The 25,125-nt window shown below is 64.4% G+C and carries 21 protein-coding genes and 1 pseudogene; 14 read left to right on the top strand and 8 right to left on the bottom strand.

Annotation, left to right across the window (positions count from 1 at the left end):
• Positions 1 to 65: 65 nt before the first annotated feature.
• Positions 66 to 1,145 carry a hypothetical protein gene (locus tag QZ634_RS02130; RefSeq protein WP_291985166.1) on the bottom strand — a complete coding sequence of 360 codons (1,080 nt, stop codon included), beginning with the start codon at positions 1,143 to 1,145 and terminating at the stop codon, positions 66 to 68.
• A 651-nt stretch (positions 1,146 to 1,796) separates the two neighbouring features.
• Entirely contained in the window at positions 1,797 to 3,605 is a 1,809-nt protein-coding gene (locus QZ634_RS02125) for a PEP-CTERM sorting domain-containing protein (protein ID WP_291985164.1), read from the bottom strand.
• Between the two features lie 766 nt (positions 3,606 to 4,371).
• Here QZ634_RS02125 and QZ634_RS02120 point away from each other — a divergent pair.
• From QZ634_RS02120 to QZ634_RS02075, 9 genes and pseudogenes are all read left to right on the top strand, one after another.
• A complete protein-coding gene (locus QZ634_RS02120) occupies positions 4,372 to 4,587 on the top strand; it encodes a hypothetical protein (RefSeq protein WP_291985162.1) in 216 nt (71 codons plus the stop codon).
• Between the two features lie 252 nt (positions 4,588 to 4,839).
• A complete protein-coding gene (locus tag QZ634_RS02115) occupies positions 4,840 to 5,352 on the top strand; it encodes a Na+/H+ antiporter subunit E (protein WP_291985160.1) in 513 nt (170 codons plus the stop codon).
• Positions 5,349 to 5,621, top strand: coding sequence for a monovalent cation/H+ antiporter complex subunit F (locus QZ634_RS02110; protein ID WP_291985158.1), 273 nt, complete (start codon positions 5,349 to 5,351; stop codon positions 5,619 to 5,621). The genes QZ634_RS02115 and QZ634_RS02110 overlap by 4 nt, the downstream gene beginning before the upstream one ends.
• Positions 5,608 to 5,922 (top strand): monovalent cation/H(+) antiporter subunit G, encoded by a 315-nt coding sequence (mnhG, locus tag QZ634_RS02105; RefSeq protein WP_291987951.1) that lies wholly within the window; start codon positions 5,608 to 5,610, stop codon positions 5,920 to 5,922. Before QZ634_RS02110 ends, mnhG begins: the two co-directional genes overlap by 14 nt.
• Positions 5,919 to 6,832 (top strand): annotated as a pseudogene (locus tag QZ634_RS02095) (hydrogenase subunit MbhD domain-containing protein). Before mnhG ends, QZ634_RS02095 begins: the two are co-directional and overlap by 4 nt.
• On the top strand, positions 6,829 to 7,149 hold the full coding sequence (locus tag QZ634_RS02090) for an NADH-quinone oxidoreductase subunit K (RefSeq protein WP_291985152.1): 321 nt from the start codon (positions 6,829 to 6,831) through the stop codon (positions 7,147 to 7,149). Before QZ634_RS02095 ends, QZ634_RS02090 begins: the two are co-directional and overlap by 4 nt.
• Complete coding sequence (locus QZ634_RS02085) at positions 7,142 to 8,584, top strand: proton-conducting transporter membrane subunit (RefSeq protein WP_291985150.1); 1,443 nt, start codon at positions 7,142 to 7,144, stop codon at positions 8,582 to 8,584. The genes QZ634_RS02090 and QZ634_RS02085 overlap by 8 nt, the downstream gene beginning before the upstream one ends.
• Positions 8,581 to 10,092: a proton-conducting transporter membrane subunit gene (locus QZ634_RS02080; RefSeq protein WP_291985148.1), complete on the top strand. Its 1,512-nt coding sequence runs from the start codon at positions 8,581 to 8,583 to the stop codon at positions 10,090 to 10,092. Before QZ634_RS02085 ends, QZ634_RS02080 begins: the two co-directional genes overlap by 4 nt.
• Positions 10,089 to 11,786 (top strand): complex I subunit 5 family protein, encoded by a 1,698-nt coding sequence (locus QZ634_RS02075; protein WP_291985146.1) that lies wholly within the window; start codon positions 10,089 to 10,091, stop codon positions 11,784 to 11,786. The genes QZ634_RS02080 and QZ634_RS02075 overlap by 4 nt, the downstream gene beginning before the upstream one ends.
• A 376-nt stretch (positions 11,787 to 12,162) precedes the next feature.
• Here QZ634_RS02075 and QZ634_RS02070 read toward each other — a convergent pair whose 3' ends face one another.
• A complete protein-coding gene (locus QZ634_RS02070) occupies positions 12,163 to 12,729 on the bottom strand; it encodes a PEP-CTERM sorting domain-containing protein (protein WP_291985143.1) in 567 nt (188 codons plus the stop codon).
• Between the two features lie 840 nt (positions 12,730 to 13,569).
• On the opposite strand from QZ634_RS02070, the gene QZ634_RS02065 reads away from it, so the two are divergent.
• Positions 13,570 to 15,048 carry a DUF1254 domain-containing protein gene (locus tag QZ634_RS02065; protein ID WP_291985141.1) on the top strand — a complete coding sequence of 493 codons (1,479 nt, stop codon included), beginning with the start codon at positions 13,570 to 13,572 and terminating at the stop codon, positions 15,046 to 15,048.
• Between the two features lie 452 nt (positions 15,049 to 15,500).
• Here the strand turns inward: QZ634_RS02065 and QZ634_RS02060 are convergent, their stop codons facing one another.
• Entirely contained in the window at positions 15,501 to 16,439 is a 939-nt protein-coding gene (locus tag QZ634_RS02060; RefSeq protein ID WP_291987949.1) for an AEC family transporter, read from the bottom strand.
• 31 nt (positions 16,440 to 16,470) lie between these two features.
• Positions 16,471 to 17,298, bottom strand: coding sequence for a crotonase/enoyl-CoA hydratase family protein (locus QZ634_RS02055; RefSeq protein WP_291985139.1), 828 nt, complete (start codon positions 17,296 to 17,298; stop codon positions 16,471 to 16,473).
• Between the two features lie 182 nt (positions 17,299 to 17,480).
• Between QZ634_RS02055 and QZ634_RS02050 the strand changes: the two genes are divergently transcribed.
• Together QZ634_RS02050 and QZ634_RS02045 are read left to right on the top strand one after the other, a co-directional pair.
• The gene (locus QZ634_RS02050; RefSeq protein ID WP_291985137.1) at positions 17,481 to 18,176 is read left to right on the top strand and encodes an RluA family pseudouridine synthase; all 696 of its coding nucleotides are present in this window, start codon (positions 17,481 to 17,483) and stop codon (positions 18,174 to 18,176) included.
• Between the two features lie 131 nt (positions 18,177 to 18,307).
• Positions 18,308 to 19,468, top strand: coding sequence for an NnrS family protein (locus QZ634_RS02045; RefSeq protein ID WP_291985135.1), 1,161 nt, complete (start codon positions 18,308 to 18,310; stop codon positions 19,466 to 19,468).
• A 35-nt stretch (positions 19,469 to 19,503) separates the two neighbouring features.
• On the opposite strand, the gene QZ634_RS02040 is transcribed toward QZ634_RS02045, so the two are convergent.
• The 3 genes from QZ634_RS02040 to QZ634_RS02030 form a co-directional block, all read right to left on the bottom strand.
• Entirely contained in the window at positions 19,504 to 20,676 is a 1,173-nt protein-coding gene (locus QZ634_RS02040) for an MFS transporter (RefSeq protein WP_291985133.1), read from the bottom strand.
• Positions 20,677 to 20,854: 178 nt separating this feature from the next.
• On the bottom strand, positions 20,855 to 21,067 hold the full coding sequence (locus QZ634_RS02035) for a DUF3820 family protein (RefSeq protein ID WP_291985131.1): 213 nt from the start codon (positions 21,065 to 21,067) through the stop codon (positions 20,855 to 20,857).
• A gap of 7 nt (positions 21,068 to 21,074) precedes the next feature.
• The gene (locus QZ634_RS02030) at positions 21,075 to 22,610 is read right to left on the bottom strand and encodes an aminoacyl-histidine dipeptidase (protein ID WP_291985129.1); all 1,536 of its coding nucleotides are present in this window, start codon (positions 22,608 to 22,610) and stop codon (positions 21,075 to 21,077) included.
• 187 nt (positions 22,611 to 22,797) lie between these two features.
• Here QZ634_RS02030 and QZ634_RS02025 point away from each other — a divergent pair, with 187 nt between their 5' ends.
• Positions 22,798 to 23,478, top strand: coding sequence for an alpha/beta fold hydrolase (locus QZ634_RS02025; protein WP_291985127.1), 681 nt, complete (start codon positions 22,798 to 22,800; stop codon positions 23,476 to 23,478).
• Positions 23,479 to 23,488: 10 nt separating this feature from the next.
• Entirely contained in the window at positions 23,489 to 24,586 is a 1,098-nt protein-coding gene (locus QZ634_RS02020) for an aminopeptidase (protein ID WP_291985125.1), read from the top strand.
• Positions 24,587 to 25,125: the final 539 nt, after the last annotated feature.

Raw genomic sequence — 25,125 nt, 5'->3', positions numbered from 1 at the left:
GTCGATCTGGCCATCAAGCTACCGTAACGCGGCCGGAGCTTGCAGCGAGAGGTACCTCCTCGGGACTAGGATCTTCCGGGGTCGCCGCTGGCTGCCACGCCATTGGTCCGCAGCACGTCAATGCCGAGCAGCTTGCGAAAGACGACCTCTGCCGTCAGGCCGCCGACGGTAGCCACCACCGTGATCAGCGACACAAGCCGCAGGCCGGCATCGCCCGCGACCTCGATGTCGCCTGGCTGGGCCACTATGTAGAGCATGCCGGCCAATGCGCCGGCCATGAGGCCGAGCGCGACGGTGATCGCCATCGACGGCGGCACCAGTGGACCGCTGCCGTAGCGGCGCTCGAACACCATGCGGATCGCGGCACCGGCCACCCCCGCCATCAGCGTCGCCGCGAACAGCATTGCCTTGGCCAGCGACGCGTCGAGACCAGGGAGCAGATGGCTACCAAAGCCCGCGGCCAGCGCCAGCACGAACAGGATCGAGGCCAACACCGCGTGCCAGACGATGGGGCCCGTTTCAACCGCGTAGCGACGCCGGCGCTGGGTCTCGAGGGCCTCCACCCAGCGCGTGGCTGCCGGCTCGGTGGGGTCGTCCGCCATGCGCGCATGCTCGTTGCCGTTGGGCAGGTCGATGCCCGGGGCGATGGTGCGCCAGACGGTCTCCGCCGCCCCCCCGGACTTCATCAGCGCCAGAACCGGCACCCGGGCGCCGATCGCGACCTGCCCGGCGATCGCAGTCGAGTTCGCACCGCCGATGAGGATCAGACCGTCGGCGGCGGCCAGCGAGCGGTAGAACGACACCTCCCAGCGCCCGCTCGAGTCGGCGACGCGGTCGAACAGCGCAGGGTGGGTCTGCTCCTCCGGGAACGGCACGATCTGATCCGCATGCGGCTGGCGGATCACAATTGGCGGGCCCCAGTCTGACGGCTGGGGACTCTCTGCCACGTAGGCCCTGACCACATCGGCCTCGATGAAGCGTGCGTCGTAGACGATCAGCCCGCAGCGCTTCTTCGCCAATGCCACCCCGATCAGCCGCGCCGCCTCGCGTGACTTCGCGACATCCACCAGCGGCGAGAACGGGAACGGGTCCTTCGCGTCGTTGCGCTCCTCACTTGCCGCACCGACGATGGCGAATCTCTGCATGGCCAACCTCCATCTGCTTTTCACAGCTCAGATTCCCAGAGTACCGTGCAGGCAGCAGATCCATACTGGCCTCTGCTTCGATACGCCTTGCGGCACCGCGAAGCGACTTCCCTGCTTGGTTCCGGCTCGTCCAGCTCCGGTCATGGTACTGCAAAGCAGGATTGGCACAAATTCGCCGTTACTTGCCGATCGGCCGTGGCAGGCCCGAAAAAATCGAGCTGCCCGAAGGGCTGCTGACTCATCAGAGACCTGCCGCTCGGCCCTGTGCGCTGTCGGTCCAGTTCCCGACCAGAGCGGCACTTGGCGGCAGCCGGCGTGAACGGCCAGTGTGGGATCCTACAGCAGCCGTTCGTGGCGAGCCGTAGCCGGCAAGCTATCGGCGGAAACAGCCGTTCAGCTTGCTCCGCCCGAACCGCTGCCGTACGCTCCGCAGTTGCCGTTCATCACGCTCGACGGTTGAACGTTAGCCGGTGTAGGCTGGGCTGACGCAGGCAGCCGATCATGCACCGTCGTTCGATTTCGGCAGCAGCCGCGCACATCAAGCGCCAGTTGTCGGCGGTGTCGGTTGGATGTTGGTCTTCCTGCGTCAGCCCAACCTACGCCTGCTTAACGCAGCGCCGTGAGGGTCAGATTGCGGAATCTGGAGAATCATCAGGACACCTTTAGAAATCTTTCTCGCTGTATGGCACGTGATGCAAACATTGCACCCAGAGTGATCAGCATCAGGAACACGGTAGCCGGCTCTGGAACACCATTTCGGGCGATCCTGAGGCGGTAGACCTCGACGTCGGCTCCCCCGAAATTGACAATCTCCACGCCAGTCACTGCACTATAGGCAGCATCGAGACCTAGAATGCTGACATTCGCGAAATCCCCGCTTATCCCGTCGAGCAACTCAGAAAGCACCAAGTCAAAGACCATGCTGTCAAGAAGCGGTGTGAAATCGAACCTCAGATCGAGGTCTCCACCGAGGACCGCCGTCCGGGTATCAATTGCGCCGTACTGAGCGATACGCAAACCGCCCTCAATGCCGATCTGAAGTTGCGAGGCGGCGCCCAGCAGCAACCTGTCGGCAACATCGACCAGACTGCGCTCGAGCATCAATCCGGCCTGACTTCCAGCCCCCGAGGTACCGACAAACATGTCACCGTAGAAGGACCCCGATTCGGGACCGACGCCAACATTCAAGCGGCTATCCTTCAGGCTGATTGCCCCGTTGCCACTCCCGCCCGAAAGACCCGATCCCAGCGCAACAAACTCTTCGGCATTCAGCACACTGCCGAGCAACTCAACCCGGCCGTTCGGATTGCCTTGGGCGTCGAATGACTCGCCGACTTGCAGGCTCTGGATGCGGCCCGTCACGCCTTGCAGCGTCACCCGTGCGTTGGTCGAGCCGGCCCCCGCCGCCTGACCGATTCCGACCCGTTGCGCGGCAAGCTCGCCATCCACCAACGCTAGTGTGGCAATCGCCTGCTTTCCGGTGTCAGAACCAGATACCTGACCAACCGTGATAGAGCCATCAATAAGCAGATCACCATTGGTAATGCGCAGGGCACCATCTGCGGTCGAGCCCGCGCCACCCGAGTTGTTCCCCACCATCAGGCTGGATGTCAGCGTGACTCCACCACCGCTGCTTGCCGAGCCAGTCGCATTCGCGGCACCGCTCGTCGTACCGATCGCCAGTGAGCCACCGGCGATGCCACCCGCCCCAACCACCAGGGTGCCGGTCACCGTACCGCTGGTATCACCGTCAGCGACCCCGATGCTCTGCGAGCCAAAGCCCGATAGTCCCGCGGTATTCAGTTCGCCAACCACCGTACCGCTGCGACCGAACGACAGCTTGCCAACGGTCAGTGCGCCAGTCTGGTCACTCGACAGGCTTCCCGTCCCCAGTTTCACGACACCGCTGACGTTGCCTGCAGTGGCCACTGACCCATTATGCGTGCCGATCGTCGAGAAACCGGTAAGCACATCACCGCTACCGGCGCGCAACTCGCCATCGGCCACCAGCCCGTCGCCGAAGATATGGCCCACTTCGAAAAAGTTCACCTTCCCGGCAAGAGCCAGTTGGTTCGTGACAACCAGCGAACCGGTGCCCGAACCACCCTTGTCATCGCGGCCAATCCCCAGAAAGCCGTGCGTACCGCTGTAGGAGTCGGCCGTGATGGTGCCGTTGGCGCTGCTGCCCAGGCCCTGGTTGGACCCGACCAACAGGTTCCCGGTAACGCCACTGATGGCGCCCGCAACGTTCACCAATCCCGTCGCACTGGTACCGGTGGCGGCACTCGTGGTGTTGCCGACCTGCAGGATGCTGCCCAGCGTCAGATCGCCGGAGGTGACATCCAGGCTCCCCGAGGCAGTGCCCGTGTTACTCGCTGTACCGACCGTCAAGCTGCTGGGGGTGATGCTCGATCCTGCTTGAGCGGTACCACCATTCAATATCAGTGCGGCATCACTCACCCCAGGTACATTTCCACTTGCGTCCCAATTAACCCCGTCAAACCAGTTGCCGGTTCCCGGACTCTGCCAAGTGAGTACAGCAGCAGAAGGGCTTCCGACCCAAGTAATCAGTCCGAGTGCGAGAGCGGTGACATGGAGTCCGCGAGAAGTGTTGAGCAGGCGAAGTCCAGGCTTAATTTTCATATTCTTGCGCTTCCATAGAGAGCTTGCGGAGGATATTCAATATTCAATCACATAACGATGATCACTTTCCGATCAGATATTTATTTGGCCTGCGATTTCTAATTATCATCGTGATTGTAAAAATCGCAATTCGAGTAGCCTATTTGTGTAGCCAACCGGCGCATTTTCTTAACACAACGAGACGAAGCAAAAACCGGACCAATAACGAAAACTTACAACAAAACATATGCTTGCATTAGATGCTAAGAACACCATATCGGTGGCAGTGTTAAATTTCTCGACACGACGTCAGGCTGAGCTCGCGATTTCCTGTCCCAGGGACAGAAACCACCCAAGGAATTTGTGCATGCCACACATATAGCCATTTACGGAAGCGCCGATCGAATTTGAACGGTCCGACGCGAACCCAGTCGAATCAGCAAGTTATGTGCGACATTCTACCAAGCCAAAGCCGTTTATCTGGATCAAGAGCGCTCGCGGGATCCTGCAGAAAGTCATTCGTGCCAATAGCCGTTTAAGTTCGAAACAGAAGGTAGCGGGTAATCCGGCGCCCCTCCCGCACCCACCGTCATTGCGAGTGCTCATGAAACGATTGGAACTGCTCGTCGCCCTGTTCAGCGCGCTCGGCCTTGCTCAGCACACGCACATGCACGGCGAAGACAGGCTGGACGTTGCCATCGACATGGCCATGGCCATCATCGTCACGCTAAACCGTGAGCGACCTCTCGATGCCGCCGTTGGCTTCGAGCGCACGTTCCTTCGCCCACAAATTCCACCGAGCTTTATTCATTTTGTATAAGATGCAGAAAGGTCAAAACCAACCGCAACATCGGTCAGCAGACCGCAACCGGCAAGCCTTCACTTAACAAACCGGTCTTGCTGTCCAAACTAACGGGGCTACCTCTCACTCGAACGCATTCACAGGCCTAGTGTGGGTCGTGCCGGTCACCGTGAACCTACTGGCGCCGACCAGCAGCAATTTCAAGGACAGCGTGATGCTCCTGATTTTCGCGCTCTGCATTCTCGGTCGCACGGCCGGCTTCCCCGAACCATGGACAGCGCTCTGCATACGGCGTTAAACCATCTGGCCAAGCCATTGCTCCTGCGTGCCGGGCTGTTCGTCGCGCTGTGGTGGATTCTGGCCGAAGGCAGTTTCCTCGCCTGGGGCGTCGGCCTGGCCAGCATCGTTCTGGCCCTGGCCGCGAGCCTGATACTGCTACCGCCTGCCCCGTCGCAGCTCTCCCTGCCCGGAGCGGCGAGCTTCCTCGGGTTCTTTCTGCTGCAATCTTTCAGCGGCGGCGTCCAGGTGGCGCGCATGGCGCTGCGCCCCCGCCCCGATCTGCGCCCGGTCGTGATCGATATTCCACTGCGCCTGCCCGAGGGCGGCGCACGGCTCTTGCTGGCCGCCACCCTGAACCTGTTGCCCGGCACGCTCAGCGCTGGCCTGGAAGGCGGGCATTTGCGCATGCACGTGCTCGACCAACGCTTCCCGGTAGAGGCGGAAGTGCGGGCGGTCGAGACGCGCATCGCACGCCTGCTGGGCTTGCCCCTGGAGGCTGCATGAGCGAGCTTAACCTGATCCTGGCCGGATTCCTGCTCGTCAATCTGCTGGCGGCATTGTGGCGCGTCGCACGCGGCCCAACGCCCGCCGACCGCCTGCTGGCAGCGCTCCTCTTCGGCACCGTCGGTGTCGCGATTCTGTTGCTGCTGGCCTTTGCCGGAGGCGAAGCGGCGCTGGTCGACGCCGCCCTGCTGCTCGCTCTCCTGGCGCTGATCACCGGCGCCGCCTTTGCTCGCCGGATCTGGCGGGAAGAGCATGATGAGCGTTCTTGAGCTGGCGAGCGCGCTGCTCCTGATCATCGGCGCTGTTTTCTTCCTCGCCGGCACGATCGGTCTGCTGCGCTTTCCCGACGTGTATACCCGGCTGCATGCCCTGGCCAAGGCGGACAATCTGGGCCTGGGTTTCACGGTGCTTGGCTTGCTGCTGCAGGCTCCCGGCGTCGCCGCTGGATTGAAGCTGATCCTGGTCTGGCTGCTGGCCCTGGCCGCCAGCGCCACGCTGAGCTACCTGATTGCGCGGCGCGCCCTGGCTAAGGGAATCGTGCCCTGGAAGTCAGAGGAAGGCGAGCGATGATCTTCGATCTGCTGCTGGTGGCTGCCCTGCTCGTGAGTGCCGTGCTCGCGCTGAGCACGCCGGACCTGTTTCGTGCCGTCGTACTGTTCATCGTCTTCGGCCTGCTCATGGCGCTGGCCTGGGCGCGGCTGAACGCCCCCGACATCGCCCTCGCCGAAGCGGCCATCGGCGCCGGCCTCACCGGTGCCCTCCTGCTCGATGCCCTCGGCCATTTGCACCGCAAGCGGCGCGAGCGATCGCCATGAAGACCTTGTTGACGGCCACTGTTGCTCTCCTGGCCGGCGTACTCGGCCTGGCGCTTGGCTGGTCGATGCTGGAGCTGCCGGCGGCTGCCGTACAGCTGCCGGCGGAGGTGAAGGCGAAGCTCGACCTGAGCGGCGTAGCGCACCCGGTAACCGCCGTCCTGCTCAATTTTCGTGGCTACGATACCTTGCTCGAGATCGCCGTATTGCTGCTCGCGCTGTTGGCCATCCTGGCCCTGCCGCAAGCAACTTCCGGCGGCGAATGGGGTCCTGCGCCTGCCAATCCGATGCTGCAAAGTGTGGCCCGGCTGTTGACACCACTGATGGTGCTGGTCGCGGGATATCTACTCTGGGCGGGAGCGCACCGGCCAGGCGGCGCCTTCCAGGCCGGCGCGGTACTGGCCGGCGCGGGAGTGCTGCTGCGCCTGGCTGGCCTGCTGCCACCCTGGGCATCGCCCGGACGCGCCTTGCGCGTCGGGCTCGCGTTCGGCTTGCTGGTCTTTATCGCCGTCGCCGCGGCGGTCATGCTGAAAGGCACCCTGCTGCAGTATCCGCCTGCCTGGGCCGGCGCCCTGATCCTGCTGATCGAAGCCAGCCTGAGTGTTTCGCTTGCGCTCGTACTGGCCGGGCTATACCTCGCACTGACCGACGAGAGCGTTCAGCAATGAGCGCCGCCCTGCTCTACGCCTTCACCGGCAGCGCGCTGTTTGTCGGCGGAGTCGCCGCCCTGATCCTGCAGGCGCATCTGCTGCGCAAGATTCTCGCCTTCAACGTCATGGGCAGCGGTGTGTTCTTGGTGCTGGTGGGCCTCGGGCAGCGCTCCGGCGTGCCCGACCCGGTGCCGCAGGCGATGGTGCTGACCGGCATCGTCGTCGCCCTCGCCGCCACCGCCCTGGCCTTGGCCCTGGCACGTCGGCTGCTCGACTTGCAGGGCGAAATGCGACTGCCGGAAGAAGAGATCGTCAGAGACCGGCTGGATGTTTGACCCCCTTCCCTGGCTGATTCTCCTGCCGCTGACCTGGGCGACGCTGGCCTTCGTGCAAGGACCAGGGCGTGGTGGCCGGCTGGCGGTGGCGGGGCTGGCACTGCAAATCGCCCTGGCCGCGACACTGGCGCAGCAGATGGTCAGCGGCGGCGCACGGGTGCTCGCCGTCGGCGGCTGGGGGGCGCCGCTGGGCATCGAGCTTGCGGTCGATGGACTGAGCATGGTGATGCTCTTGCTCACCCAAGGGGTGGCCTTGCCGCTCGCTTTCTATGCGCGCGCCTACTTCGCCGAACATGCCGGCTCACGGCGCTACTTCTGGCCACTTACCGGTTACCTGCTGGCGGCCATGAACGCGCTCTTCCTGTCTGCCGATGTGTTCAATATCTACGTCACCCTGGAGCTGCTCAGTCTGGCTGCGGTGGGGCTGGTTGCGCTGCCCGGCGGCGCAGGACCGATCTCGGCGGCGATGCGCTACCTGCTGGCCACCCTGCTCGGATCCGCTGCCTATCTCCTGGGGGTAGCGCTTCTCTATGGCGTGTATGGCAGGGTGTCGCTGCCGGCACTGGCATCCCTGATCGTTGTCGACGCACCTCTTGCGGTGTCGCTGGCGGCGGCGCTGATGCTGCTCGGTCTGATGCTCAAGACGGCGCTCTTTCCCTTCCACTTCTGGCTGCCGCCGGCCCACGGCGGTGCGCCTGCACCGGTGTCGGCGCTGCTCTCGGCGCTGGTGATCAAGGCCTCGTTCTACCTCATCCTGCGACTGTGGTTCGATGTGTTTGCGCCGATCACCAGCGTCACGGCGGCGCAGCTGGTGGGTGCTCTGGGCGCCGGCGCGGTCCTCTGGGGTTCTCTCCTCGCGCTGCGGCAGACGCAGCTGAAAATGCTGGTCGCCTACTCCACCGTCGCCCAGGTGGGCTATCTCTTCCTGGTCCTGCCGCTGGCCACGGGGACCTCGGCGGAGGTGACCACGAGCGCCTGGCAAGGCGGTGTGCTGCAAGTGGTCGCGCACGGGCTGGCGAAGGCGGCAATGTTCGCCGCGGCCGGGGCGATGATCACGGCCACCGGGCGCAATGAGATCGCCGGCATCGCCGGCGTTGCGACGCGCTTGCCACTCACACTGTTCAGCTTTGCGCTCGCCGGTGTGACCATTATGGGCCTGCCGCCGTCGGGTGGCTTTGCTGCGAAATGGCTGCTGCTGGGCGCGGCACTGGCCAGCGGACAATGGTGGTGGATCGTGGTAATGGTCGCGGGCGGCCTGCTGTCGGCGGCCTACGTCTTCAAGGTGCTGCGCCAGGCCTTTCTGCCAGCAGAGGCGGCACGCCGTTTCAAGGTCTTGCCGCGCATGCTGGAATGGGCACCTTTCCTGCTCGCCCTGGCCAGCCTGCTGCTGGGATTGGCCGCCGGCGAGCTGTTGTACCTGCTGGACGCGGCATGAGTCTGCACGCAGCCCTCCCCTTGCTGGTACTCACCAGTTCCCTGCTCTCGGGGTTGATCGTTTTCTTCATCCCCGAAGCACGACATCGCCTGCGCAGCACGATCAACCTGCTCGGCGCCAGCCTGAAACTGATCCTTGTTGCCTACATGCTGCGCGGCGTATTGCACGGCGAGGAATTCGTCTTTCGTCATGCCGTCCTCCCCAACCTCGATCTGCTGTTGGTCGCCGATGCGCTGGCCATGCTCTTCCTCACCCTGTCCGCGGTGCTGTGGTTCCTGACCACGCTCTACGCCATTGGCTACCTGGAGGGCTCGCCGCGACGTAGCCGTTTTTTCGGCTTCTTCAGCCTCTGCGTCACCGCCACCGCCGGGGTGGCGATGGCCGGGAACCTGTTCAGCTTTTTCGTTTTCTACGAACTCCTGACCCTGGTCACCTATCCGCTGGTGGTGCATCGCGGCAGCGAGCAGGCGATGCGCGCCGGGCACCTGTATCTCAGCTACACGCTTTCGGGTGGCGCGCTGCTGCTGGTCGGCATGCTCTGGCTGTACGGCCTGGCCGGACAGGTGGAGTTCACCCAGGGCGGCGTGCTGTCGGCTCTTGGCCCGGAATACGGTGCTCAGTTGCAACTCATCTTCCTGCTGCTCATCGCCGGCCTGGGGGTCAAGGCGGCCCTGGTTCCACTGCATGGCTGGCTTCCCCAGGCGATGGTTGCGCCGGCGCCGGTGTCGGCCCTGCTGCACGCCGTCGCGGTGGTAAAGGCGGGCGCCTTCGGCATCCTGCGGGTGGTGTACGAAGTCTATGGTATCGAGTTTGCGCAATCGCTATCGCTGCTGCTACCACTGGCCGTCGCCGCCTCGATCACCATCATCTGGGGCTCACTGCGCGCGCTGTTCCAGGACGATCTCAAGCGGCGCCTGGCCTATTCCACGGTCAGCCAGGTGTCCTATATCGTCCTCGGCGTCGCCCTCTTCGGGCCGCTGGGAACCATCGGCGGCGTGGTCCAACTGGTACATCAGGGCCTGATGAAGATCACCTTGTTCTTCTGCGCCGGCAACTATGCCGAGACGCTCGGCATCCACAAGATCAGCGGAATGGATGGCGTCGGGCGGCGCATGCCATGGACCACCGTCGCCTTCAGCATCGGCGCCTTCGGCATGATCGGCCTGCCGCCCCTCGCCGGCTTCATCAGCAAGTGGTATCTGGGCCTCGGCGCGCTGGAGGCGCAGATGCCCTGGGTGCTGGCGGTGCTGCTGGCGTCGAGCCTGCTCAATGCGGCCTACTTCCTGCCGATTCTGCAGCGTGCCTGGTTCCGGCCGCAGACAGCAGACTGGCCGGACGAACAGATACCGATGCGCAATGGGCGCGAGACGGCCGCGCTGCTGCTCGTTCCGCCGCTGCTCACCGCCACAGCCACTGTGCTGGCGGGCGTGTTTGCCAGCAGCCCGATGTCGCCTCTGGACTGGGCCAAGCTGATCGCCGCCCGTGAATATCTGCTTTGGCTGCCATGAGCCTGACCATCGCGCTGCTGCTCACCCTCCTCCTCCCGCTGCTACTGGCCAGCGTGCTACTGCTGCCGGCCACCCGCCCAATGGGACTGAGCTTGGCGCCCTGGGCGGCCTTCCCCGGTCTGCTATTGGCCATCGCGGCACCTGACGCCACCCTGGTGGAACTGCCCTGGCTGCTGCTGGGCAGCCGTTTTTCGATCGATGACACCGGGCGCCTGTTTCTTTTGTTTTCCACCACATTGTGGCTGGCGGCCGGCTTCTATGCCCGTGGCTATTTGGCCAGTGACCCGCGTCGACACGTTTTCACGGCCTTCTTCCTGGTCAGCCTGAGCGGTAATCTGGGGGTATGCCTGGCCCAGGACGCGGCCAGTTTCTATTTCGCCTTTGCCCTGATGACCTTCGCCGCCTATGGCCTGGTGGTACACGAGCGCCATGCCGAAGCGCAGCGGGCCGGGCGCATCTATCTCATCATGGCCGTGCTGGGGGAAGCAGCGCTGATCGCCGGCCTGCTCCTGTTGGCAGACACCGCACAAACGCATTTCCTGCCGGAGATGACCCGCGCGGCGGCAACGGATGCACCCCTGCTTGCCTATGCGCTGTTGTTCGTCGGCTTCGGCGTCAAGGCCGGCGTACCCTGCCTGCACATGTGGCTGCCGCTGGCCCACCCGGTGGCGCCAACGCCAGCCAGCGCGGTGCTCTCCGGCGCAATGATCAAGGCCGGGCTGCTCGGCTGGCTGCGTTTCTTTCCCCTCGGTGAAGTGGCCGTGCCGGCGCTGGGAACACTGATGCTCAGCCTGGGCCTGTTCGCGGCCTTCTTCGGCGTGGCGATCGGGCTGCTACAGCGACAGCCGAAGACACTGCTGGCCTACTCCAGCATCAGTCAGATGGGCTTCATGACGCTCGCCGTCGGTGCTGGTCTGCTGCTACCAAAGGCCTGGCCTGCATTGCTCCCGGCGGTCGGTCTCTATGCCCTGCAGCACGGACTGGCCAAGGGCGCCTTGTTCCTGGGGCTGGGAGTGGCGCAGCGCTACAGCCGCCAGGGCTGGCTGATCGCCGGGCTCGTCTTGCCCGCCCTGGCCCTGGCCGGCGCGCCGTTCACCAGCGGGGCGCTCGCCAAGAGCGAATTGAAGACCGCCCTCTCCGGCCTGCCCGGCTTCTGGCCCGAACTGCTGGCCTCGGCATTACCCCTGGCCGCCGTGGGCACCGGTCTGCTGATGGCCCGCTTCCTGCTGATGATCCCGTATGGCAGCCAGCGCGGAGAAGTTGATGGCGGCGATCGCGGTGATGAGCGCGCCAAGCTCTTGCTACCGTGGCTGGTGCTGCTCGCGACAATGCTCGTGCTGACCTGGATGCGCGCCGATGCGGGCACCGTGGCGATTGTCCTTTCCTCGCAGGGGCTGCAGTCGGCCACCTGGCCGGCAGCTGTGGCCACCCTAGTGGCTTATGCCGCCTGGCGGTGCGGCTGGCGCGGCCCGGCGATCCCGCCGGGAGATGTGCTGGTGTGGCTGGAACGGACGCCGGCCCTGCGCCGGGTCCCAACAACGCGCCGCCCCCAATCGAAAAACGCGCTAACCACCACGCTGGTGGCCGTGTCCCGAATCCGCCGCCTGGAAGAAATCCTGCGTAGCTGGCCCCTGGCCGGGGCCTTGTGGCTTCTTGCGCTTGGCGCCTTGGCGGCGGCCTTGCTGGCGACCTAGTGCAGTGTTGCACGCAGTATGGAGCTTATGAATTCCAGCCAGGTCAACGATCGTGCACTGTTTTGCAGGTCTGCTCTGCTGCAAGCCTCGTCAAAGATGTCGCAGCACGACATCAGCCGACGCGTCATTGCGAGGAGGCGCAGCCGACGTGGCAACCCTGGGATTTGGCGCTGCGCGTTGGCGATGCGGCGGAAAGGCAGAGAGAGAATGGCACTGGATTGCCGCGTCGGCTACGCCTCCTCGCAATGACGGTGGGTGCGGGAGGGGCGCCGGATTACCCGCAGCCTTCGAGCTTTCGTAAAGTCTCGTCAAGAAGGCAACACGACACCAGCGCTATTATCCCATGCTGCCGAAGGCCGGAGCGTAGTTCACCCCTTCAGCGACGGCGCCGTCTCGCGAAGACCGTACCCAGCAGGCCAAGCGCCAGCAGCGCGGTTGTGCCAGGTTCCGGGACGACCATGGGCCTCCCGACCAGCGTGTTTGTCGCCTCGTAATCCCAGTTGCTGGCGACGCTAAAAAGGCCATTGTCGCAGGTCGCAACCGTACAGTAGCCTTCGGCGATGTATCCCGTAGACGAGTTGCCGATCGTCAGGTTGCCGCCGGCGTTGGTCAGGTCGTTTTTCGAAACAAACCGCAGGAACAGAGCAATCACAGGGTCGCCAGGGGTCGTTTGCCCGAAAATCAGCCCGCTACTCTCGCCCAGGAATTGCGTGAACGTCAGTCCCCCGGTCGGGCTTGCGGACGTAGTCGTCAGCATGATGTCCGAGAACACGTCGGTATCGTCATCGTAGACAAATGACCCGCCAGCCGTTCCTGCGTTTGCGAGCGTTGCTGGGTTCAGGAGCGTTCCGTTCAGTGTCCACAGCACAGGCGTGGCCTGTGCCGTCGAAAAGAACCCCAGAGACAGAATTCCCACCAGCACTGCCTTTACCGTGTTGACCATGTTTATCTCCAGTCGACCTCCGCGCCATAACCGCGCGAGCCAAATTTAACAAGCAAGTTTTGTACCATTCAACAACCTTCCATTAAATCCGTATTTTGGAAACGAATCCAAGACAAAACAAATGTACGTGTAAAGTTTACCGACAACTTCCCGACCGCAACGGAAGGCCTCCGAGAGGAATCGACGCGGGCGGCGCCGGCAGAGCGGCCGCCGCCCGGAACACCTTTTTTCAGTCTTCCTCTTCCAGCACAATGATCGCCACACGTACAGCCCGGGCCGCAGTAGTGCTCAGTGGCCAAATCGTCAACAGCAGGTGAGCGAATGACCTCCTGATGCGACCGTTCTCGATCCCCGGCACCGACCTCGGTCCCGGGGGCTTTTTACGCTATTCGCACGCTTTCAAGCACCAAGCGTTTGAAGGAAACTTAATCGCCATGAACGACTGCTCTACTTTGCTACCGGCCCATCAGCAGTCGGCGGCTTGAAGGTCAGAATTGGGCCGCTTCCGGTCGCAGCGGAAGAGGAACCCTGTCGTTCGGGCGGCTCTTCCCTTGATCGCGTTAAGCCCCGCCGCGGCTGTGCTCGTGACTTCTCCGGTCCCGACTGCAGCTTTCTGGTCGAATGCTGAACGCGGAAAACAGACCAATTCCGGACGGTGGTACTGTTGCCGTACAGCAATCAGTGGAACCTTTGTTTATACTCTATCGAGCCATAAGCGACCCGCCGCCCATGACGGCGACTTGCCGCTGACAGAACATGCCTAAGGCATGGCTTGAAGTACGAAGTGAATTCGAGCCATAGCAAATCTGTCCCCTACAAAGCCCAGCCACGAGGAAACAAATGAAAAAAGCCAGATCTGCAATTCGCATTCACGCTCTCTGTGGCATGATCGCCGTCGCCCTGCTGGCAGGCTGCAACGAGAAGGTGGACCCCATATCGGCTGCCAATCAGACCGACAAGAAAACGGGCATTGCTGTTCCAAGCATTGTCGAAACCAAGGCCATTGCCGAGGAAGGCTTCATCTACGGCCTGCCGATCGTGATGAACTACGCGGTGATGTATGAATACGCCGTGGACAAGGATTCCGGCCAGTTCAAGGCACCGTTCAACGAGATCAAGAACGAAGCCCGCGTGTTCACCTACAAGGACACCGCCATCGTAACGCCCAACAGCGACACGCCGTATTCCTTCCTGTGGATGGACCTGCGTGCCGAGCCGATGGTGATCACCGTGCCAGCGATCGAGAAAGACCGCTATTTCTCCGTGCAGTTGGAGGACGGCAATACCTTCAATTTCGGCTACATCAGCAGCCGCTCCACCGGCAACGGCGGCGGTAGCTACATGGTCGTAGGACCGGAATGGAAGGGCGAGAAGCCCGCCGGGATCAAGGAGGTCTTCCACTCGACCACGCAGTTCCCGATCGCCGGCTTCCGCACCCAGCTCTTCAACCCGGACGACATGCCGAACGTGGTGAAAATCCAGGGCGCTTACAAACCGGAACCGCTCTCCGCCTTCCTCAAGCAAGCCGCTCCCGCCGCCGCTCCGAAAGTCGACTTCCCGAAAATCGACAAGGAAATGGTGAAGTCGAATTTCTTCGAATACCTCGACTTCGCCCTTCAGTTCGCGCCCGCCGGTCCCGAGGAAAAGGAAATCCGCGCCAAGCTCGCCACCATCGGCATCGGCGCCGGAAAGACCTTCGACTTCAAGGACCTTTCGCTCGAACACAAGGCCGCCGTCGGCCTGGGGATGAAGGCCGGCGAGGACAAGATCGAGAAATATCTTTCCACCCAGCAGAAGAGCGTCAATGGCTGGAAGATCAGCTCGTTCTTCGGCAATCGTGAGTTCTTCCATGGCGACTGGCTGCTCCGCGCCGCCGGGGCCAAGGCCGGCATCTACGGCAACGATGCCGAGGAAGCCTGCTACGCGATGACTCGCGAGGATGCCGGTGGCGAGACGCTCGATGGCAGCAAGAACAACTACAGCATCACCTTTCCTGCCGGGGAGTTCCCACCGGTGAACGCGTTCTGGTCGGTGACGATGTACGACGGCAAGACACAGCTGCTGATCGAGAACCCCATCAACCGCTACCTCATCAACTCGCCGATGCTGCCGGCAATGACGAAGAACGCGGACGGATCGCTCACCATCTACATTCAGAAGGATTCACCGGGAAAGGCAAAGGAAGCGAACTGGCTTCCGGCACCGAACGACAGCATCTACCTCGTCATGCGCCTTTACTGGCCGAAGACGGAAGCGCCTTCGATCCTTCCGGCAGGCGCAGGCACATGGAGTCCGCCGGGTATCGTACTGGCCAGGTAATGAGCGGCGAAGGCGTGGACGATGCTGCGGTCATTGGCGCCGCCGCGGGAGCAGCGCTTGAAAAGTGGGCGACGCGGCGTCGGCGCGCCGCCTGTCTGCGGGGACTTGACGTCGCCTTCTTGACAAACCGAGCGTCAGCAAGGGGTCGAGAGGGTGAGTTCGAGTCTTGCGACAGCGGCCGTTCGGACAGGTTTCCCGGCCAACGGCTGCCAACAGCTCCCGAACGGTCGCAACGCGTCTGATGGTCCAACGGCCGTAATGGCCGTAATGGCCGACGACCAGGCGACTGGCGCCTCATTCCGAATACCCGCTTCGCAGCAAGTACCGGACGCCGATTGTCGCCGCCAGATTTGTGCGTTCTCGCGCCACCGCCAACATTAGCCAATGACCTCGCCATCACCACCGAGGCACTCACGCCCACCGCGAATCCTGCGGAATATCGGCACGGGCTCTCAGCTGCCGGTCAGCGTCATCAGCAGCGGTGTGCTCAAGGCCGCGAGGAGCGTCGACAACACCAGGCTGCTGGCCACCGGCCCTTCGAGGGTGTTGAACTGGCGCGACATCAAATAGACGTTCGCGCCGACGGCCAGCGAAGCGAGCAGAACGACCACCTGCGTCTCCATCGCCGGCAGACCGATCAGCAACGCCAGCGCCCAGACCACCAGCGGCTGCACGATCAACTTCAGGAAACAGATGGCGACGCTGATTTGCCAGCCGGCGCGCACTCCGTACTCGGCCAGCCCCATGCCGAGAACGATCAGCGCCAGTGGCGCCGCCGCCTGCGCCAGCATCCCCAGTGGCTGCGCGATCAGAGCCGGCAGGGGCCAGCCGCCAAGACCGAACAGCGCTCCCGAAAGGATGCCGGCGACGATCGGATTGGTCAGCACGCCACGCGCCGTCCTGGCAAAGCCGCGCGCCGAGAAGTTGCCATGCTGCGCCCACTCGATCGACACGCTGACCAGGGTCCACAGAAGCAAGGCGTTGAACACCAGCACCAGGGCCACCAACGGAACCGCCGCCTCACCGAGAGCGACCTTGGCCAGCGGCAGACCGAGCAGGACGTTGTTCGAGAACACGCCGCCCAGCGCGAACACCGACTGCCCGACTCCGTCTAGCGCAAACAGCCACCAGCCAAGCAGACGGCCGATCGCAAAGACGATCAGGCAGCCGCCGAAAAAAGCGACCAGCAGGCGCGCGTCGACCGGTGGCAGCTTCGAGAAGTCGCTCATCATGCGGAACAGCATCGCCGGCAGAGCCACCGAGAACACGAAACGCGAGAGGTTCTCGGACATTGCCTTCGGCCAGCCGCAGCCGCGCATCAGCAGGTAGCCGGCAAGCACGAGAACGAACAGCGGCGCGGCCAGCCCGACGTGATGCGCAAAGGTGTTCACGACGCTCACTGCGGCTGTCCGTGCACGCGCCTCAATCGCTGAAGCTGGGCGGCCGTTTCTCGCGCATGGCGGTCATCGCTTCCTCGAGATCGCTCGAAGTCAGCATCGACGCGTTCCAGGTCGCCACGTAGTTCAGGCCGTCGGCGACCGAATGATCACGCCCGTAGTTGAGCATCTCCTTGCTGCCGCGTATCGCCAGCGGCGACTTCGCGGCGATCGTCCGGGCGATCTCGCGAACGCCGTCGAGCAGCGTCTCCGGGGTCTCGAAAAGCTGATTGATCAAGCCGATGAGCTTGGCCTCGAAGCCATCGACCTTGCGCCCGGTATAGGCCATCTCGCGCGCGATGCCGTCCGCGACGAGGCGCGGCAGGCGCTGCAGCGTGCCGACGTCGGCGGTCATTCCGACGTCGATTTCACGCACTGCAAAGTGCACGTCAGCGGCCGCGTAGCGCATGTCGCAACAGCTCACCAGATCGATCGCGCCGCCGATGCAGGCGCCGTGAATCGCCGCCAGCACCGGCTTGCGACAACGCTCGATCGTCGACAGGCAATCCTGCAGATCGAGGATCACGCGGCGTAGCGCCTCGCGTCCGCGCGCCGGGTCGCGATGCGCGACGCGCTCGGCGACACCGGCGAGCATCGCCAGGTCGATGCCGGCGCAGAAGTTCCGGCCGGCGCCACTGAGCATCACCACCCGCACCTCATCGTTCTCGTCGGCCCAGGAGAAGGCCATGCGCAGCTCCTGCCACATGGCCTGGTTGATGGCGTTCGACCGCTCCGGACGATTCAGGGTGATCTCGGCAAGGCCCTCGTTCAGTACGATGGCCATCGTCGTCAACTCTGGAATGGCAGTGCTCAAGCTCTTCTCCTGGAAGTGATTTGTCATTGGCGGAAGCCCGTCCCGATCGGCTGCTGGCAGCGCGTCGCAGCGCCCGTGCAGTGTAATGGATTTGCCGGCTCTCGCCGCGACCGGCCAATTGGCGCGACAATTGGCCGCTTTCGGCAAATTCCATCAGTGCCTTTCCCCTACTCCGCTCGCGCATGAACGCCGTCAAAACCGCATTCCCCACCATCCCCGCCATCCCTGCCAGCGCCGATCCGTGCCGCGGCACACCGGAAATCCTCTATCGAGACGCGGCGCTGCTGGTGGTCAACAAGCCAGCCGGCCTGCTCGCCGTACCCGGTCGCGGCGAAGACAAGCAGGATTGCCTGAGCGCGCGCCTGCAGGCCGAATTCGCCGACGCGCTGATCGTGCATCGGCTGGACATGCACACCTCCGGGGTGGTGGTACTGGCACGCGGCAAGGAGATGCAGCGGCGGCTGAGCAGCCAGTTCGCCAATCGCCAGGTCGACAAACGCTATGTGGCGGTCGTCGCCGGCAAACTGCTCGTTGCCAGCGGCGAAATCGACCTGCCACTGAGTGCCGACTGGCCCCGGCGACCGCGGCAGAAAGTCGACCCGCTCGCCGGCAAGCCCTCGATCACCCGCTACCAGGTGCTCGCGCACGACCCGACCGCCAATCGCTCGCGCCTGCTGCTTACTCCCCTGACCGGGCGTACGCACCAGTTGCGCGTGCACCTGCTGGCCATCGGCCACCCGATCGTCGGCGACGCGCTCTACGGCAGCACCGACCTCGCGCCAGAGGACACGCGCCTCCTGCTGCACGCCGAAACGCTGGCCTTTGCCCACCCCGAGAGCAGGCAGCCGCTGCAGTTTTTCTGCCCGGCGCCGTTCTAGATCAAAGCCAGCCACTGGCCACTGCGCGAAAATCAGCGCCTGGCAACCCGACAACGCAACAACGCAACAACGCTCCAGCGCGCTCGCGCGTGGCGCCTCTCCCGCGAACCCCTCATCGAGGCCTCCGGAACATGCGATTTTCCGAACAAGCTCTATGGCTGGTCGGTTTCAGACCTTTCTTTGCCCTCGCCTGCCTGTCGGGACTTGCCCTGCCGGTTCTCTGGGCACTGTTCTACGCGGGAACCCTGGCCGCGCCGCCGGCACCTTTCTCGCCCGTCCAGTGGCACGCGCATGAAATGTTCTTCGGCTTCGGCTGGGCGGTGATGGGCGGCTTCCTGCTCACGTCGACCAAGAACTGGGTAAAGATTCGCGGCTACCATGGCACGACGTTGATCCTGCTGGTCGGCGCGTGGCTGCTTGAACGCGCCGGAATGTGGTACGCCGGCGCGCTGCCGCCACTCGCCTTCCGCCTCGCCAGCAATCTCTTTCTGGCGTCGATCGTCGCCATGCTGCTGTGGTCGCTGATCCGCCACCGCGAGAGTGATTCCTTCCGCGACAACTACTTCTTCCTGATCATCCTGCCGCTCTTCCTGGTCGCCAAGAACCTGCTGCTCAGCGAAGCGCATTTTCAGGCGGGCGCGAGCATGACCGTGGCGCTTTTCCGAGTCGCCTTTCTGGTCATGCTCGAAAGGACGCTGACCCAGTTCATGAAAAACGCCATGCACGCCGAAATCCTGCGCAACGTGGTGCTCGACACGGGCATCAAGATGCTCGCCGTGCTGCTGGTTTTTGCCAGCCTGCTGCCGGCACCCGTCGCGGCATGGACCGGTTTCTTGCTGGCGCTGCTGCTGCTCGTTCGCTTCGCGTTCTGGAAGCCGCAGCTGGCGCTGCGCCGGCTGGACATCGGCATCATGTATCTCGGCTACCTGGCCATCGTCGCGCAGCTGCTGCTCGACTTCGTCGCGCAGGTCGCGCAGCCGGCGTGGGTAGGCTCGCTGCCGATGCACGTATTCACCTTCGGCGCCATGGGCCTGATCATCCCGGCCATGCTGATCCGCATCGTCAACGGCCATACCGGCAGAAAAGTGGTTTTCGACGGTCTCGACAAGGCCGTGCTGTGGATCATGATCGCCGGCTTCGTGCTCCGCAACGTCATCCCGCAGATCGACCCGGCCGGCTACCTGCGCTGGATCGAGCTCGCCGCAGCGTGCTGGTTCTGCAGCTTCGCCATCCTCGCCTGGCGTTATATCCCGTACCTGCTACAGCCGCGCGTCGACGGCAAGGAACACTGATTGCCGCGAGTGCAGCAAGCGCGGCGACCCGCCGCCTAACGCATGCGTCGCACGATAAGCGCGACCACACACCACAAGACCACCGGCAACCAATCGAGCACCTGGGCACCCACCGCGGCAGCACCACCAGAAGCCGCCAGCCCGATACGTGAAAACGCCGCCACCGCCAGCGTCGCCATCAAGGCACCGGTATGGCGGCCGGTGTGCAGCGGATTGCCGCTCTCGGCAGCCAGACCGATCGCGGCACAGAGGATGGCGGCCCAGAAGATCCCGGCCGCAAACTGGCTCAACAGCAAGGCCTCCAGCGAAACGGCAAGCACCGTCCCGGTCAGTGCCAGCGCGCCCAGCGCGCACGCCCCCTGCAGAACCTGCAGCACGCCACGCGCCCGCACCAGGCGACCAGCGCCGAGCAGACCAAAGCTGAAGCCGATCCAGAAGACCGGCAGCAACCAGGGCAGCAGCGCCGGATCGGCCAGCCGCTTGTACTGCGCCGCCGAGTTGATCAGCGAATGCACCTGCTGGCCAAAGGCGAGGAGCAGGGCGAGCAGCAGCAGGAAGGCCCACGAGCCTTTCGCCCCGCCCGCCGTCCCCGGCGCTTTTCCGGCAGCCGGTAGCGACGCAGCCGGCAAGCGCCGCTCGACATAAACCAGCGCCAGCGCCGAAACCGCCACGGCCAGTGCGCTGAGCAGGAAAGGCAGCGCCGGGTCGACCCCCTTGAGAACGATTGCCAGGTAAGGCGCGAGCGCCGACGCCACCGCCAGCCCGAGCAACTGGATGCCAGCCAGGCGCGGCAGCGTCGCCCGCCCGGCGTAGCGCGAAAGCAGTACGTACGGCGGTGCCCGCAAGGCCGACGACGTCGCCACCCAGACGCCGATGGCCAACAGGAACAGCGCCGGCGTCGCTGCCAGCCACGGCATCAGCAGCATCGCCAACGCCGAAACCGCCGAGAGCAGCACCAGCATCGGCCCGATCATGCGCAGCGCCGCGCGCGCCCGATCGACGGCGACCCCCATCCACCAGTCGGCCAGGGCGAAGATCAACTGGTCGGCGGCGATGATCCACGGCAGATAGCGCCTGTCGATGCCACCGCGCGTCAGCAGTTCGGGAAGAAAGATGACGTACACCACCCAGCTCAGCGCGAAGAAGAACTCCACCCCGGCCAGCAACCAGGCAGCGCGGGTCTCGCCAAGGGGAGATGAGGCAGTCATGGCCGCAATCGTGGCATGAAATCCTATGCAGCGAAACGTCGTTTTCTATCCCCGGACCCTGCCTGCCCGCATGCGCAGCTCCGCACCACGAACCCGGCAAACAACGGGCGGCGATGAACCTGCGCGGCGAAGGATCTGGAACGGCAGATACGCCCCGCCGCCCCACCGCCCCGCCGCCTCACCGCTGGCGCAGCGGCGCGAGCAGTCCGGAGAGGCCGTTGTGGTCGAGTTCGTGCATCAGCGCCAGGAGCTGGCCGAGCTTGCCCGGCGGAAACCCTTCGCGCGCGAACCAGTTCAGATAGTTGCCCGGCAAATCGGCAATCAGACGACCCTTGTACTTGCCGTAGGGCATGCTCCAGGTCACCAGCAGTTGCAGATCGTCCGCATCCATCCGCTCTTCAGCTCATTCCCTCAGCCTCAGCCGTGGGCGCCCGAGGCGATTCGGCGCTCGCACCGCCTTCACCGACAGCGGCAAGAATCGCCGTCAGGAGTTGCCACGCCCGTCCTACGGAAGCGATCTCGACGCGCTCGCCGGGCGCATGCGCGCCGCGGATGGTCGGCCCGAAGGAGACCATGTCCAGGCCAGGGTAACGAGCGGCAATGAGGCCGCACTCGAGACCGGCATGGATCACCTGGACGCTCGATTCGGCGCCGAACTGCCGCCGGTAGACCGACTGGCAAAGCGCCAGCAGCGGCGAAGCCGGATTCGGGGCCCAGCCCGGATAGTGGCCGCCCTGCTCTGCGACCGTTCCCGACAACGCAAAGAGCGCCACGATCTCGTCGGCGAGCGCCTTGCTGCCGCTGTCGACGAGCGAGCGAACCATGAAGTTGCAAAAGCCAGCACTCGGCGTGATCCCGACCATGCCGAGGTTGTTTGACGTCTCGACCACCCCCGGAACGCTCAGACTATGGCGCCGCACGCCGTGCGGTGCAGCAGACAGCGACGCCAGCCAGATGAACTGATCGTCGACGGACATCAGCTCGTCGACCGAGGCCGGCACGAGATCGATGTGCAGCGCGCCATCGACGCCCGGCAATTCCTCGCGCAGCGACGACTGCCACGACGCCAGGCGAGCCGCCAGGGCGACGACGCTCCCCGACGGCACGGCCAGCGTCGCCGACGCCTCCCTGGGTAGCGCATTTCGCGCCGAGCCGCCGCTCAGTTGCGCCAGACGAAGCGGCAGCTGGCTCTCCAGGTCACGCAGCACGCGGACCAGCAATTTGATCGCGTTGCCGCGCTGCTCGTGGATGTCGATCCCGGAATGTCCACCGCGCAAGCCGCGCAGATCGATGCGCCAGGCGGACAGATCGCCCGGCACAGGTTCCGCGCGACCCTCGCGATGCACGTTGACGTCCAGACCGCCCGCGCACCCCAGGTAGAACTCGCCCCACTCCTCGGTATCGAGGTTGAGCAGCAGCCGACCCTGCAGCAAGCCGCGCTGCAGACCGTGCGCCCCGCCCATGCCGGCTTCCTCGTCGACCGTCAGCACGGCTTCAAGCGGTCCATGCCGCAGCGAGTCGTCGTCGAGCGCGGCCAGGATCAGGGCCACCCCGATACCGTTGTCGGCGCCGAGCGTCGTCTCCTCGGCCAGCAACCAGCCGTCGCGGGCCAGCGGCCGAATCGGATCGCACGAAAAGTCATGCGCGGTGCCCGCGTTCTTCTCGCAGACCATGTCCAGATGCGCCTGCAAAATGACGCCAGGTGCATCGTCCATGCCGCTGCTGGCGACCTTGCAAAGCAGGAGATTTCCCGCCGCATCGACCGTCGCCGACAGTCCTCTGGCCAGCGCCCAGCGCCGAATCTCGTCGCGCAAGCGCCCTTCCGCCTTGGATTGGCGCGGAATGCGGCAAAGCGTCGCGAAATGCGCCCAGACGGCTGCCGGTTCGAGCGTGGAAAGGACGGGGTCGATACTTGCTTGTCGCGTGTCATTCATGGGGGATGCGTGCGGTGTGGCGATGGATGATCTGAGGCGTGCACGATACCCGCTACCCGCCTGCGCTTCCAGACCCCCGACTCCTGCATGCAATGCCCGGCCGCGGCGGGCGCAATACTCGCTGCGCAACGACGCGGCGCCGACGAAGCCGTAGAATTGACGGCAGCACGCCCTACAGGAGCAGGCATTGGACGACAGCACGCCGTCTCGACATCGACACCCGAAGCCCACCGTCATCCTGGTGCACGGCCTGTGGACGCCGGCTGCCGTTTTCGCGCTGCACAGCCACTGGCTGCAGCGCCGTGGATACCGTACGCGGCGTTTCGGCTACCCCAGCGTGCGCGCCACGCTGGGGCAGAATGCGCAGGCGCTCAAAGCCTTTATCGAGGCGACGGGCGCCAGCGACATCCATCTCGTCGGCCACAGCATGGGCGGGCTGATCATCCTCGACCTCCTGGCCCAGTCAGTCGATCCGCGCCTGCGCCGGGCGATCTTTCTCGGCACGCCTTGCGTCGACAGCCACTGCGCACGACGGCTGGCCAGGGTCGCGGGACTGCCGACGCTGCTCGGCCGCTCGATCATGGAATGGTTGTCGCGTCCGGCGCCGACAAGAACCTTGCTCGCGTCAGCGCCACCGGTCGGCGTGCTCGCGGGCACGCGCAGCTTCGGCCTCGGCCGCGTCGTCCCCGGCTTGCCGCATCCCAACGACGGCGTCGTGGCCGTGGCGGAAACGCGCTTTCCCGGCGCCGCCGATTTCATCGCCCTGCCCGTCGCCCACTCGCAAATGCTCGCCTCACCTGCGTGTGCCGCGCAAATCGTATCCTTTCTCGAGACGGGTCACTTTCGCCATGATCAAGAGCCGGCTTAGGGATTCGCTCGTGCTGCTGCTGGCGGCCCTGCTGACCGGCTGCAGCAACGCCGGCTACTACGCACAGGCGATCGGCGGGCACCTCGCCGTAATGCGTGCCGCCACGCCCATCGACAGGCTGATGAGCGATCCGGCCAGCGATCCGCGGCTGAAGAGCAAGCTGCACGAGGTGCAGGCGATACGCGACTTCGCCAGCCGCGATCTGGCCCTGCCGGACAACGGCAGCTATCGTACCTACGCCGACCTCGGCAGACCCTACGTGGTGTGGAACGTATTCGCCGCGCCCGAACTGTCGCTGAAAGCCAGGAACTGGTGCCTGCTGATGGTCGGCTGCGTGAGCTACCGCGGCTACTACGACCAGCGTGACGCTGAAGCGCTCGCCGCCGAGCTGCGCCAGCAGGGTTACGACACCTACGTCGCCGGCGTCCCCGCCTACTCCACGCTCGGCTATTTCGACGACCCGGTGCTCAACACTTTCCTGCGCTTCGGTACGCCGGAAGTGGCGCGCATCGTCTTTCACGAACTGGCCCACCAGGTGGTCTTCGTGAACGACGACTCGCTGTTCAACGAGTCCTTCGCCACGGCCCTGGAAAACGAAGGCATGCGGCGCTGGCTGGCGAGCAACGCCGCACCCGAGCAGCGCGCCATCTTCGAGACGCAGCGCCTGCGCAAGGCCGGCTTTGCGGCCTTGATGCACGCCTATCGCGACAGGTTTCGCGCGCTGTACGACACCGACCGCGCCGACCGCGCCCGCCCGACCGTTGCGCAACGCGACGCCAAGTCCGCCCTGTTCGCCGCCCTGCGCAGCGACTACGCCGAACTGAAGGCCAGCTGGGGCGGCTATGCCGGTTACGACGCGTTCTTTGGCGACGACCTGAACAACGCCAAGCTGGCATCGCTCGCGCTCTACAACGAGCTGGTGCCGGCGTTCGAAGTCCTGCTCGCCCGACTGGATTACGATCTGCCGCAGTTCTACCGAAGCGTCTCCCAACTCGCTGCGCTGGACAAGGACGCCCGGCGCCAGGCGCTGACCCAGCTCATGCCGGCCGCAGATGAGATCCGGCAAGCGCAAGGCAGCATGACGCTCAGTGCGGCCAAGGTCCGTTGACACCTGCCGGGGTTGCGGACGCCGCGGAAAACTTCCTCCTCGGTACCGCCACCACAGGCAGCCGGCGGGTGTCGTGTTGCCCGCAGCAGGAAACACAAGGACGCCGGCGACGAGATGGTTTCAAGCGGCTGTCCGGCTGGCTGAAAGTCGCGGCGGAAATACCGCGCCACAGCCGCCCGCAAGTCATTGCGAGGAGGCGTAGCCGACGTGGCAATCCAGAGATCTTGTTTTTCGCCTGGCTGATGTAACGGACAAGGAGTCAGAGGCTGGAACTGGATTGCCGCGTCGGCTGCGCCTCCTCGCAATGACGGTGCCTGGGGAATGGTTGCACGGTCTTGGTGACGTGGGCAGCGCGGGGCAGCGGGTGAAATCGAGCCCACCCCACGGCTGTCATGCTGCTGGCAGCGTCGCGGAAAGTCTCATGTCGTGTTGCACGCAGCAGGAAACCCAAGAATGCCGGCGACGGCATGGTTTCAAGCGGCTGTCCGGCGGGCTGAACGTCGCGGCGAAAATGACGCGCCACGGCCGCCCGCACGTCA

Source organism: Candidatus Accumulibacter sp. ACC007 (assembly GCF_907163205.1).
GTDB lineage: Bacteria > Pseudomonadota > Gammaproteobacteria > Burkholderiales > Rhodocyclaceae > Accumulibacter > Accumulibacter regalis.
The sequence above is the reverse complement of the archived record's forward strand: the minus strand, read 5'-3'. Positions and strand labels throughout refer to the sequence as shown.

What these genes read in the sequence shown, in the direction of transcription:
- QZ634_RS02130 (WP_291985166.1), bottom strand. Translation starts at nt 1,145, where the DNA reads ATGCAGAGATTCGCCATCGTCGGTGCGGCAAGTGAGGAGCGCAACGAC.
- QZ634_RS02120 (WP_291985162.1), top strand. Translation starts at nt 4,372, where the DNA reads ATGAAACGATTGGAACTGCTCGTCGCCCTGTTCAGCGCGCTCGGCCTT.
- QZ634_RS02115 (WP_291985160.1), top strand. Translation starts at nt 4,840, where the DNA reads ATGGACAGCGCTCTGCATACGGCGTTAAACCATCTGGCCAAGCCATTG.
- QZ634_RS02110 (WP_291985158.1), top strand. Translation starts at nt 5,349, where the DNA reads ATGAGCGAGCTTAACCTGATCCTGGCCGGATTCCTGCTCGTCAATCTG.
- mnhG (WP_291987951.1), top strand. Translation starts at nt 5,608, where the DNA reads ATGAGCGTTCTTGAGCTGGCGAGCGCGCTGCTCCTGATCATCGGCGCT.
- QZ634_RS02090 (WP_291985152.1), top strand. Translation starts at nt 6,829, where the DNA reads ATGAGCGCCGCCCTGCTCTACGCCTTCACCGGCAGCGCGCTGTTTGTC.
- QZ634_RS02085 (WP_291985150.1), top strand. Translation starts at nt 7,142, where the DNA reads ATGTTTGACCCCCTTCCCTGGCTGATTCTCCTGCCGCTGACCTGGGCG.
- QZ634_RS02080 (WP_291985148.1), top strand. Translation starts at nt 8,581, where the DNA reads ATGAGTCTGCACGCAGCCCTCCCCTTGCTGGTACTCACCAGTTCCCTG.
- QZ634_RS02075 (WP_291985146.1), top strand. Translation starts at nt 10,089, where the DNA reads ATGAGCCTGACCATCGCGCTGCTGCTCACCCTCCTCCTCCCGCTGCTA.
- QZ634_RS02070 (WP_291985143.1), bottom strand. Translation starts at nt 12,729, where the DNA reads ATGGTCAACACGGTAAAGGCAGTGCTGGTGGGAATTCTGTCTCTGGGG.
- QZ634_RS02065 (WP_291985141.1), top strand. Translation starts at nt 13,570, where the DNA reads ATGAAAAAAGCCAGATCTGCAATTCGCATTCACGCTCTCTGTGGCATG.
- QZ634_RS02050 (WP_291985137.1), top strand. Translation starts at nt 17,481, where the DNA reads ATGAACGCCGTCAAAACCGCATTCCCCACCATCCCCGCCATCCCTGCC.
- QZ634_RS02045 (WP_291985135.1), top strand. Translation starts at nt 18,308, where the DNA reads ATGCGATTTTCCGAACAAGCTCTATGGCTGGTCGGTTTCAGACCTTTC.
- QZ634_RS02040 (WP_291985133.1), bottom strand. Translation starts at nt 20,676, where the DNA reads ATGACTGCCTCATCTCCCCTTGGCGAGACCCGCGCTGCCTGGTTGCTG.
- QZ634_RS02035 (WP_291985131.1), bottom strand. Translation starts at nt 21,067, where the DNA reads ATGGATGCGGACGATCTGCAACTGCTGGTGACCTGGAGCATGCCCTAC.
- QZ634_RS02030 (WP_291985129.1), bottom strand. Translation starts at nt 22,610, where the DNA reads ATGAATGACACGCGACAAGCAAGTATCGACCCCGTCCTTTCCACGCTC.